The following is a 9,956-nucleotide window of genomic DNA, read 5'->3' as shown; positions in this document are numbered from 1 at the left end:
CCCTCCGGCCCTTCGGGCCACCTCCCCCAGAGGGGGAGGAGCCAGGCCCCAGATGCTCCCCCTCTGGAGGAGCTGTCGCGAAGCGACTGAGGGGGATCATGCGGCGCCCCTTCCAGCCAGCAGCCGTGACACCGCCTCGGCCGTCTCGCGGAACGCCGCCGTGGCGCGGAAGCCCGGCGGACGGGCCACCGGCCCCTCGACCGCCACCTCGCCGGCGATGCGGCCGGGGCCGGCGGTCATCACCACCACCCGGCGGGCCATGTAGACGGCCTCCTCGACATTGTGGGTGACGAAGACCACGGCGGGCGTCAGTTCGGCCGCCAGGGTCAGGACATCGTCGGCCAAGGCGCGGCGGGTGATCTCGTCCAGGGCGGCGAACGGCTCGTCCAGCAGCAGCAGGCGCGGGCGGGTGACCAGGGCGCGGGCCAGCGAGGCGCGCATGGCCATGCCGCCCGACAGCTGGGCGGGGCGGGCGTTTTCGGCGCCCTTCAGGCCGACCTTGGCCAGGGCCTCGACCGCCTGCTCTCGCGCCCGGGTCTTGGGCGTTCCTGCCAGCTCCAGGGGCAGCGCCACATTGGCCGACGCGCTCATCCACGGGGCCAGGGTCGGCGCCTGGAACACGACAGAGGTCTCGCCTCGTCCGGCGGCGCGCGTGACGGTTCCGCGCGTCGGCGGCTCCAATCCGGCCAGCAGCCGCAGGGCCGTGGACTTGCCGCAGCCGGACGGCCCGACCAGGGCGACGATCTCGCCGGCGTTCAGCGTCAGGTCGACCGGGCCGAGCGCGCGCCCGCGCCCGGGATAGTCGACCTCGACCTGATGGAGCGCGGCGATCACTTCGGCAGGAAATCCAGCGTGTAGGCCGCCCGGTAGTCCATCTCCTTGGGGTAGACGCCCTGTTCGGACGCCACCTTGAAGAACTCGGTCCAGCGGGCGTCGTCCATCCTGCCCACGCCCTGGCGCGGCACGATGCCGTAGGACCGCATCTTCTCGCGGGCCTGATCGAGGACGTCCTGGGTCATTTCCGGATTGTCCTTGAGGATCAGGGCGTCGCCCGGCTTGGCGTCGCCGTAGAGGTAGCTGGTCCAGCCCGCCGCCGTGGCCTCGACGAAAGCCTTCACCGCCGCCGGGTTCTTGGCGATCAGGGCGTCGGGGACCAGGGCGAATGAGGCGTAGGCGGGATAACCGTCATCGGCCAGCAGGAAGACCTTGGGTTTGATCTTGCCCTCCTTCTCGATCAGGTAGGGCTCGGACGTGACGTAACCTTGCTGGACCACGCTCTTGTCGGCCAGGAAGGGCGCGGACGAGTAGTTGTACTTGCGCACCTGGTCGTCGGTGAAGCCGTGCTTGGCCTTCAGCCACACCCAGAAGGCGGTGATCGAGGCGTCCGACAACAGGATCGGGTGGCCCTTCATGTCGGCGATGGAATTGACGCCCTGGCCGTCGTGGGCGATCAGCACCTGGGGGTCCTTGTCCATGAAGGCGGCGACGGCCTTCACAGGGACTTTCTCCTTGGCCAGGTTCAGCACGATGAAGCTGTTGGAGCCGACGCCGACATCGACCGCGCCGGTGGCCAGCAGCTGGGGCACGTTCACGCCGGGGCCGCCCTGGATCAGGGTCACGTCCAGGCCGCGCTTGGCGTATTCACCGGTCGCCAGCGCCTGGTAATAACCGCCCAGCTCGGCCTCGCCCTTCCAGTCGGTGGCCAGCTTCAACGCGGTGCGGCCGGGGGCCTCGGCCGCCTCCTTCTTGGCGGGTGAACAGGCGGCCAGCGCGGCGCAGACGGCCAGGGCGGCCAGGCGCAGGATCTTCATGGTCGTCTCCCCGAATTGCGGGAGGAGGTTAGTGGGCTGGATTGCGCGCGTGAACCCCCTCAGTCGCTCCGCGACAGCTCCCCCGGAGGGGGAGCATCTGGGCGCCTAGATCCTCCCCCCTTGGGGGAGGTGGCCCGGAGGGCCGGAGGGGGACCTCTCCGCCCTACTTGCGCGCCAACCACCGGCTGATCTTGGCGTACAGCACTTCGCGCTGCACCGGCTTGGCCACGTGATCGACCATGCCTGCGGCGTAGCATCGTTCCACCTGCTGGGGCAGGGCGTCGGCGCTCATGGCGATGATCGGCACTTGGCCGGCCCGGCCCTCGAGCGCGCGGATGGCCCGGGTGGCGGCAAGGCCGTCCATCTCGGGCATGTGGATGTCCATCAGGATGATGTCGAAGCCGCCGCGCGCCGCCATGGCCACGGCCTGCTGACCGTTGTCGGCGGTCTCGACCTCGCAGCCGGCCTGGGTCAGCATGGCCACGCCGATCTCGCGGTTCATCGCATGGTCGTCCACCACCAGGATGCGGGCCGCGCCCGGGGCGGCGACTGGCCGAGGCTGGTCGGCCCCACGGGCTTCGACCCGGGGAGCCTGCAGCTCAAGCCAAAAGGCCGAGCCGCGCCCCAGGGCGCTGTCGACGCCGATCCTGCCGCCCATTAGCTCGACCAGCGCCTTGCTGATCGCCAAGCCCAAGCCCGCGCCGCCGTAAGGCCGGGTGGCCGAGCCGTCGATCTGGCTGAAGCGTTGGAACAACCGGCCCAGGTGCTCCACGGCGATCCCGAGGCCGGTGTCGACGATCTCGAACCTCAGCCTGTCCTCGATTTCGGCGGGCTCCACGGTCAGGCAGGCGCGAATCCGCCCCGCCTCGGTGAACCTCACGGCGTTGTGGAGCAGGTTCAGCAGCACTTGGCGCAGGCGCAGGCCGTCCAGGTCGTGCAGTCCGCCCACCGGGTCGATGACCTCGACCTCCAGCGTCAGCCCCTTGTTCTCGGCCTCGGACCGGATGATGCCGATCGCGTCGTGCAGCACCGCCGCCGCTGAGGTCGGCTGGACCAGCAGCTCGATCTGGCCTGCTTCGACCCGCGAGAAGTCGAGGATGTCGCTGACGACGGTCAGCAGGGCCGTGCCGGCGCTGTCGATCAGCTCGATCTGGCGGCGGACGTCCGACGGCAGGTCCTTGCGTTCGACCAGCAGCTGCGAAAAGCCCAAGATGCTGTTCAACGGCGTGCGGATTTCGTGGCTCATGGTGGCCAGGAACTCGGTCTTGGCCTCGTTGGCGGCCAGGGCCCGGGCCCGGGCGGCGCGGGTCAGCTGCTCGCGGCGCACCAGCAGGCGGCGCAGGCGTTCCTGCTGGGCCAGGGCCAGACCCGTGGCCAGGCTGGTGACGAACAGCACGCCGACGAACACCTGGACCAGCCGGTTCTGGTAGGCCTGGGACCAATCCATCGAAATCTGCGTGCGCCACAGGCCATGGACGGTCAACGGGAGGGCGACGCAGGCGACGATCAGTGAGGACTGGGCCGCGCCACGCGGGCCAAGGCGAAAGGCGGTCAACAGCGCGACGGGGAACAACAGGAACGGGGCCGGCAGGCCCTTGGCGTGGAACACCAGCGCCGACAGCGCCGCCACCAGCAGGCCCAGGCCCAGCTTTTCCGATATCGGGCGCTGGAAGGCCCGGCGGTGTTCGCTGTCCAGCAGAACCAAGACGGCGGGCAGCACGATCGCCATGCCCAGCACGCCGGACAGGAACCAGTCGATCAGCACGGTCACGAAAGGCTGGCCATAGGCCAGGCTCAACACGGTCGCGGCCACCGCGGCCATGACCAGGGTGACCGGCGCGGTCAGGGTGGTCAGCAGGGCCAGTTGCCGCATGGTTCGGACACGGGGCGGTCCGCCGAAGAAACGCCGGGTCACCCGCCAGACCAGCAGGGCCTCGCCGACATGGACCAGGGTGTACAACGCGGCGCGGGCGGGGCCGTCGCCGATCAGCAGGTTGATGGCCACGTGGCCGATCACCGCGATGATCGTCAGGATAAGACGGCGGCGCGGGTTCAGCACCAGAAGGCCGCCGGCCAACAGGGCGTTGGACGGCCACAGGGTGGCGACGCCGAGTGCGTTGCGGGTCAGGAAATCGCTGAACGCCTGGCTGGCTATGAACGCCACGGCCAGGACGAACAGAATGCGATCCTGCCGCCGCTGTTCCTGATGGGCGACGTTAGCCTGCATTGTGTTCCCGTTCCCCAGACGGGAGAAGTACGCGATCAGAACGTTTACGTTTCGCCGATACGCGAAGCTGTGACGCTTTGCCGCATCCTAAGGTGATGTTCAATCGCGCCTTGGTTGTTTCTTGCTCTGAAGCAGGACTTCCTGCCGTCGCCAGGCGTCGATTCGGCTCATCAGCGGGGTGGCCGTGACGCCGTGGACCACGATCGAACACAGCACGACGAACCCGGCGATCGCCCACAGCCGGTCCCAGCCATGGAAGTCGCCATGGTTGAGGCCGTAGGCCAGATAGTAGAACGACCCGATCCCACGAATGCCGAAGAAGGCCACGACCGCGCGCTCTCGACCCGAGTGCGGCGCGCCGATCAGGCCGATCCAACCGGCTAGCGGTCGGACGATGAAGACTAAAGCCAGCCCGAACGCCGCTTCCTTCCAGGTCAGGGAGTTCAGCAGACCGCCCGCCACCGCGCCGCCCAGCAGCACCAGGACCAGCATCATCAGCAGCCGCTCCACCTGTTCGGCGAAGTCGTGCATGGCCTCGTGGAATTGGTGGTCGCGTTCGGTCGCCCGCAGGGCCAGGGCCGCGACGAACACCGCCAGGAAGCCGTAGCCGTGGGCCGCCTCGGCGACGCCGTACGCCACCAGGGTCGCGCCCAGGGCCACTAGGCCGTCGCCAGTACCGGAGATCCTGGCGTGCGGGGCCTTGAACGTGGCCCAGCCCAGCGCCTTGCCCACCGCCCAACCGACGCCGACGCCCGCCGCCACTCGCCACAGCACGTCGACCGCCAGCCAGTGGGTCGCCAGGCCTTGGCTGACCGTTCCGCCCGCCAGGGCGATGGCGACGGCCAGGTGCACGAACGGAAAGGCGAAGCCGTCGTTGAGGCCGGCCTCGGAGGTCAGGGCGAAGCGGGCCTCGCCGTCCTCGCCCGACCGCGGGGGGCCGACCTGGACGTCTGAGGCCAGCACCGGATCGGTCGGCGCCAGGGCCCCGCCCAGCAGCAGGGCCGAGGCCAGGGTCAGCCCAAGGCCGTGGACGCCCATCAGCGTCACGGCCACGATGCTCAGCGGCATGGTTATCGCGATCAGCCGCCAGGACGATCCCCAGCGCCGCCAGCCGATCCGCCGGTCGATCTTCAGTCCCGCGCCCATCAGCGAGACGATCACCACGATCTCGGTCAGCCGTTCGGTCAGGGTCGAGAATCGCAGGGGATCGGGTCGGAAGGACAGCATGTCGCCCTGGAACACCACGACCCCGATCAGCACGCAGAGAATGGCCAGGGACAGCGGCAGGCGGCTGAGCGCCATCGGCAGCCATGCCACCAGCAGCACCACGACGCCGAGGCCGAGCAGAAACAGCAGATAGGGATCGAACATCCATTCCTAACGCCTGGACGAGCCAAGCGGAGGCGCCCCCGGTCCTGAATCGAGCGGTCCGAACCCGGCGTCGCCGTCGGGCGTTATGCCCCCGGATCCTCTGGACCAAAAGCTGGGAGCGTCATGGACAAGCTGTTCGCCAAATTCGCCAACGCCACCGCGCGGGTCACCGGCAGTCCGCCGGCCTTCATCGTCTGCGTGCTGTTGGTCGTGGTCTGGGCCGCCAGCGGACCGATCTTCAAGTTCTCGGAAACCTGGCAGCTGGTGATCAACACCGGCACCACGATCATCACCTTCCTGATGGTGTTCCTGATCCAGAACACCCAGAACCGGGACGGTGCGGCGGTTCAGACCAAGCTGGACGAGCTGATCCTGACCTCGGCCGCCGAGAACGACTTCATAGGCATCGAGAAGCTGACCGAGAAGGAGCTGGCCGCGATGCACGCCCGCTGCACCGAGCACGCCCAGATCGCCCAGGAGCGGCTCGACAAGATCTCGGCCGAACGGGAATCCCGCAAGACCGCCAAGGCGTCGCCGAGAGCCAAGCGTGCGTCGGCCAAGCGCCCGCCGGCCAAGGATGCGCCGGCCCGGCGGGTGAAGACGAGTTCGTAAGTCTCAACCCCCGCTCATCCCGGCATTCGCCGGGATGAGCGGGTGTCGGTGGCCTACTTCTTCTCCAGCAGCAGCGTGCCCTGCTTCTTCACCTGCCCGGTGATCTTGCCGGCGATCATGCCCAGCAGGCCGGGCAGGACGATGTCCATCCGCACGGACTGGTCGAGCACCGTCAGCACGCCCGAAATCGGCTGGCCCATGGCCTGGGCCGAGAAGGTCAGGGCGTCGCCGGCCCAGGCTTTCTGGACGTCCTTGACCATGCCGCCGGTCTGGCTGAGCAGCTGGCCGAACCCTTCCTCGATACGGCGGCGGGCCTCGGCGGCCCCCAGCTGATGGGGAATGGTGATGGTGACCGGTTTGCTCATGCCTAGGACGCTCCTGCTGTTCGGGTCTAAACGCCCGTCGGCGAGATATGGGGGCGAAGCGGCCATATCATACGTCCGGAACTGACGCATCAGTCGACGAAGGTCTGGTGATCCAAGGAGGACGCCATGACCGACATCGCCATGCCCAGCCTGTTCCAACCCCAGCCCCGCTCAGTCCGTTTCACCCGCCCCGGCCGACCGGCCGGCGTGTTCGGCGCCCTGAACTATGCCGGTGTGCTGATGGTGTGGGCCGCGTTGTTCGTGTGGGATCCCCGGCTGGCCATGCAGGTGCTTCGCGAGCGCCGCGCTGACTCCCCGATCCGCCGCCGCGACTAGCCAAATCCCGCGATCGGTGGGATGGCAAGGACATGCAGCGCACCGTCTCTATCGCCCATGTCAGCCACCGCCTGAAGGCCCCGTTCCGCATCTCGCGCGGGGTCAAGACCGCCGCCGAGGTGGTGGTGGTCGAGGTCGTCGAGGGCCAGCTGATCGGACGCGGCGAGAGCGTGCCCTACGCCCGTTACGACGAGACGGTCGACAGCGTGATCGCTCAGCTCCAACCCGCCGCCCACGCCCTGCGCGAGGGCGCGCGGCCGCACGACGCCCTGGCCCTGCTGACGGCCGGCGCGGCGCGCAACGCCTTGGACTGCGCCCTGTGGGACCTGCGGGCCAAGCGCGAGGGGCTCAGCGTCGAGGCCCTGACCGCCCTGCGCGTGCCCGACAGCCTGGTCACCGCCGTCACCATCAGCCTGGACAGCGTCGAGGCCATGGGCGCGGCGGCCCGGGCCGTGGCGTCGGCCCCGCTGATCAAGGTCAAGCTGTCGGCCGAGGATCCCGCCGCTCGGCTGTTGGCCGTGGCCAAGGCCGCGCCGGACGCCCGGCTGATCGTCGATCCCAACGAGGGCTGGGACTTCGCCACGCTCGATGGCCTCAAGCCGGTGCTGTCGGACCTGAACATCGCCCTGGTCGAGCAGCCCTTGCCGGCCGGCCAGGACCAGGCGCTGGAGGGTTACGATCCGCCGTATCCGATCTGCGCCGACGAGTCGGTGCACACGGCCGAAGACCTGGCGGCCCTCCGCGGCCGCTACCGCGCCGTGAACCTCAAGCTCGACAAGTCCGGCGGCCTGACCGAGGCCTTGCTGATGTTGGAGGAGGCCCGCAACCACGGCTTCGTGCTGATGGTCGGCTGCATGGTCGCCTCGTCCCTGGCCATCGCCCCGGCCCTGCACCTGGCGGGATCCTGCGCCTTCGCCGACCTCGACGGGCCATGGTGGCTGGCGCAGGATCACCCCGGCGGCTGCCGCGTGGCGGACGGACGACTGACCCGGCCCGTCGAAGGGTTCTGGGGCGATGGGATCAGCGCGACGGGGCTGTGGCTCTAGACGACGTTTCCGAAAGCCGCGTCGACTTCACGTCCACCGCCCCGTGGCATTCGCCGCATCGCACCTTCGGCTTCAGCGGCTGTCCGCACGGCTTGTGTACCAGCACCTCCGGCGGGCCAGCCGAGCCCGAGAGCCAGCGGTCGCCCCAGGCCATCAGGACCGCGATCAGCGGGAACAGGTCGCGGGCCTCCGGCGTCAGCCGATATTCCCAGCGCTCTGGCCGTGTCTGATACAGCCGCCGTTCCAGCATGCCCAGGTCCGTCAGCCGCGACAGGCGATCGGCCAGGATGTTGGTCGCCACGCCCAGTTCGGCCTGCAGATCCTTGAACCGTCGGCGACCATAGAAGGCCGCGGCCAGCAGGTGGGCGGTCCAGCGGTCGCCCAGAACGGCGATCGAGCGCTCCAGCATCGGCGCCAAGGGTTGGGCGCGCTCGGCGGTGGAGCGGCGTTGCAGCCGGGCGCGGGGCGCCGGCTCGAATCCCGCCCCCGGTCCGGGTGCAAGCTCGACGTCGCGCGCCTCGACCGGCCGATCGCAGGCGCCGCAGACCAGCTCGGCGACCAGGGGCTTGCCGCAGGCCGTGTGGACGATGCGATGCGAGGGGCTGGTTTCGTCGTAGTGCCAGCGGGTTTCCCAGCGCAGGACCATCAGGGCCGCGTCATAGAGATCCTTGCCCATCGCCGTCAGGTGATAGCCGTGGCGAAGCGGACGCTGGTGGTAGACGCGCTTTTCCAGCATCCCCGCCGCTTCCAGCCGGCCCAGCCGATCGACCAGCAGCGAGCGGGCCATGCCCGTCAGGGTCACGAAACCGTCGAAGCGGGTCTGGCCCATGAATGCGGCGTAAAGCGTCAACAGGGTCCAGCGGTCGCCGATCAGGTTCAGGGCTCGGGCCGCGGAACTGGCGCGGACCAGGGATGGGGTGGGGGCGGCGGCCTGCGTCATTGACCTCTGGTTCGTGTGTTCGCGCCGGGCTGTCAACGCGAAGCATTGCCTCGTCCCAACTCACTTGTATAGTGAGACTGACTAAGCCGAGAAGACATCGGCGGCGGGAGGCGACGACCATGGTCTATATCCTGGGCGGCTGGCAGAGCGATTTCTCGGTCAATTGGGCTCGGCAAGGGCTGAGCCTGACGGACGCCTTCGGCCAGGCGGTGGGCGAGGGGCTGGCCGCCGTCGACCTGGATCCCGAGGATCTGGAGACCGGCCATGTCGGTAATTTCGCCGCCGAACTGTTCACCGGTCAGGGGCTGCTTGGCGGCTTCTTCGCCCAGGTCCATCCGGCTCTGGACGGTCTGCCGACGGCGCGCCACGAGGCGGCTTGCGCCTCGGGCAGCGTGGCGATCCTGGCGGCGAGCGCCGAGATCGAGGCCGGCCGCTACGACCTGGCCTGCGTCGTCGGCATCGAGCAGATGCGCAACGTCTCCGGCCAGACCGCCGCCGAGCATCTGGGCTCGGCCGCCTGGGTCGGCGAGGAGTTCCAAGACGCCCGCTTCCTATGGCCGCGCGCCTTCTCCGACCTCGCCGACGAGTACGACCGCCGCCATGGTCTGAAATACGAACACCTGATGGCGATCGCCCAGAACAACTTCGCCAACGGCCGGCGCAATCCCAACGCCCAGACCCGCGACTGGCGGTTCGGTCCCGAGGCCTTCACGGCGGACGACGTGGCCAATCCGGTGGTCGAGGGCCGCACCCGCAAGCAGGATTGCGGCCAGGTGACCGACGGCGCGGCGGTGGTGTTCCTGGCCTCAGAACGTCGGGCGCGGACCTACGCCGCGGCGCGCGGCGTGTCGCTGGAGACTCTGCCGCGCATCAAGGGCTGGGGCCATCGCTCGGCCCCGATCAGCTATGCCCGCAAGGTCCAGGCCAGTCGCGACCAGCCCTACGTCTTCCCGCAGGTGCGTCGCGCTGTCGAGGACGCCCGGGCCAGGGCGGGGATCGCGGACCTGTCCCAGGTGCACGCGGTCGAGGTGCACGACTGCTTCACCACCACCGAATACATGGCCATCGACCATCTGGGCCTGACCGCCCCGGGCGAGAGCTGGAAGGCGATCGAGGACGGCTCGATCGCCATGGGCGGCCGGCTGCCGGTCAACCCGTCCGGCGGCCTGATCGGCGCGGGCCACCCGGTCGGCGCCACAGGCGTGCGCATGGCGCTGGACGCCTTCAAGCAGGTCACCGGCACGGCCG

Annotated in this window: 10 protein-coding genes; 4 read left to right on the top strand and 6 right to left on the bottom strand. The window is 69.3% G+C overall.

Annotation, left to right across the window (positions count from 1 at the left end):
* Window positions 1-96: 96 nt before the first annotated feature.
* From WAL33_RS11955 to WAL33_RS11940, 4 genes are all read right to left on the bottom strand, one after another.
* A complete protein-coding gene (locus WAL33_RS11955) occupies window positions 97-834 on the bottom strand; it encodes an ABC transporter ATP-binding protein (RefSeq protein WP_422181689.1) in 738 nt (245 codons plus the stop codon).
* Window positions 831-1,811: an ABC transporter substrate-binding protein gene (locus tag WAL33_RS11950; RefSeq protein ID WP_422181687.1), complete on the bottom strand. Its 981-nt coding sequence runs from the start codon at window positions 1,809-1,811 to the stop codon at window positions 831-833. Before WAL33_RS11950 ends, WAL33_RS11955 begins: the two co-directional genes overlap by 4 nt.
* 163 nt (window positions 1,812-1,974) lie before the next feature.
* On the bottom strand, window positions 1,975-4,038 hold the full coding sequence (locus tag WAL33_RS11945; protein WP_422181685.1) for an MASE1 domain-containing protein: 2,064 nt from the start codon (window positions 4,036-4,038) through the stop codon (window positions 1,975-1,977).
* Between the two features lie 99 nt (window positions 4,039-4,137).
* The gene (locus tag WAL33_RS11940; protein ID WP_422181683.1) at window positions 4,138-5,409 is read right to left on the bottom strand and encodes a cation:proton antiporter; all 1,272 of its coding nucleotides are present in this window, start codon (window positions 5,407-5,409) and stop codon (window positions 4,138-4,140) included.
* A gap of 123 nt (window positions 5,410-5,532) precedes the next feature.
* Between WAL33_RS11940 and WAL33_RS11935 the strand changes: the two genes are divergently transcribed.
* Complete coding sequence (locus WAL33_RS11935; RefSeq protein ID WP_422181681.1) at window positions 5,533-6,021, top strand: low affinity iron permease family protein; 489 nt, start codon at window positions 5,533-5,535, stop codon at window positions 6,019-6,021.
* Between the two features lie 53 nt (window positions 6,022-6,074).
* Here the strand turns inward: WAL33_RS11935 and WAL33_RS11930 are convergent, their stop codons facing one another.
* Window positions 6,075-6,386 (bottom strand): polyhydroxyalkanoic acid system family protein, encoded by a 312-nt coding sequence (locus tag WAL33_RS11930; protein ID WP_422181679.1) that lies wholly within the window; start codon window positions 6,384-6,386, stop codon window positions 6,075-6,077.
* 126 nt (window positions 6,387-6,512) lie between these two features.
* Here WAL33_RS11930 and didA point away from each other — a divergent pair, with 126 nt between their 5' ends.
* Together didA and dgcA are read left to right on the top strand one after the other, a co-directional pair.
* The gene (gene didA, locus WAL33_RS11925) at window positions 6,513-6,722 is read left to right on the top strand and encodes a DNA damage-induced SOS-independent cell division inhibitor A (protein WP_422181677.1); all 210 of its coding nucleotides are present in this window, start codon (window positions 6,513-6,515) and stop codon (window positions 6,720-6,722) included.
* A 32-nt stretch (window positions 6,723-6,754) separates the two neighbouring features.
* Complete coding sequence (gene dgcA, locus WAL33_RS11920) at window positions 6,755-7,768, top strand: N-acetyl-D-Glu racemase DgcA (RefSeq protein ID WP_422181675.1); 1,014 nt, start codon at window positions 6,755-6,757, stop codon at window positions 7,766-7,768.
* Here dgcA and WAL33_RS11915 read toward each other — a convergent pair.
* Entirely contained in the window at window positions 7,743-8,708 is a 966-nt protein-coding gene (locus WAL33_RS11915; protein ID WP_422181673.1) for a winged helix-turn-helix transcriptional regulator, read from the bottom strand. The two genes, dgcA and WAL33_RS11915, sit on opposite strands and share 26 nt — an antisense overlap.
* 119 nt (window positions 8,709-8,827) lie before the next feature.
* Here WAL33_RS11915 and WAL33_RS11910 point away from each other — a divergent pair.
* Window positions 8,828-9,956 (top strand): acetyl-CoA acetyltransferase (locus WAL33_RS11910; RefSeq protein ID WP_422181671.1); only part of this gene is annotated, 1,129 nt, incomplete at its 3' end.

Source organism: Caulobacter sp. (genome assembly GCF_049283275.1).
Taxonomy (GTDB): Bacteria; Pseudomonadota; Alphaproteobacteria; order Caulobacterales; family Caulobacteraceae; genus Caulobacter.
Note: the sequence above shows the minus strand (reverse complement) of the source record. Positions and strands in the feature narration are given on the sequence as shown.

Bases quoted from the DNA above. Each gene is read 5' to 3' on its own strand.
- didA (WP_422181677.1), top strand. From the start codon at position 6,513: ATGACCGACATCGCCATGCCCAGCCTGTTCCAACCCCAGCCCCGCTCA.
- WAL33_RS11950 (WP_422181687.1), bottom strand. From the start codon at position 1,811: ATGAAGATCCTGCGCCTGGCCGCCCTGGCCGTCTGCGCCGCGCTGGCC.
- dgcA (WP_422181675.1), top strand. From the start codon at position 6,755: ATGCAGCGCACCGTCTCTATCGCCCATGTCAGCCACCGCCTGAAGGCC.
- WAL33_RS11945 (WP_422181685.1), bottom strand. From the start codon at position 4,038: ATGCAGGCTAACGTCGCCCATCAGGAACAGCGGCGGCAGGATCGCATT.
- WAL33_RS11915 (WP_422181673.1), bottom strand. From the start codon at position 8,708: ATGACGCAGGCCGCCGCCCCCACCCCATCCCTGGTCCGCGCCAGTTCC.
- WAL33_RS11930 (WP_422181679.1), bottom strand. From the start codon at position 6,386: ATGAGCAAACCGGTCACCATCACCATTCCCCATCAGCTGGGGGCCGCC.
- WAL33_RS11935 (WP_422181681.1), top strand. From the start codon at position 5,533: ATGGACAAGCTGTTCGCCAAATTCGCCAACGCCACCGCGCGGGTCACC.
- WAL33_RS11940 (WP_422181683.1), bottom strand. From the start codon at position 5,409: ATGTTCGATCCCTATCTGCTGTTTCTGCTCGGCCTCGGCGTCGTGGTG.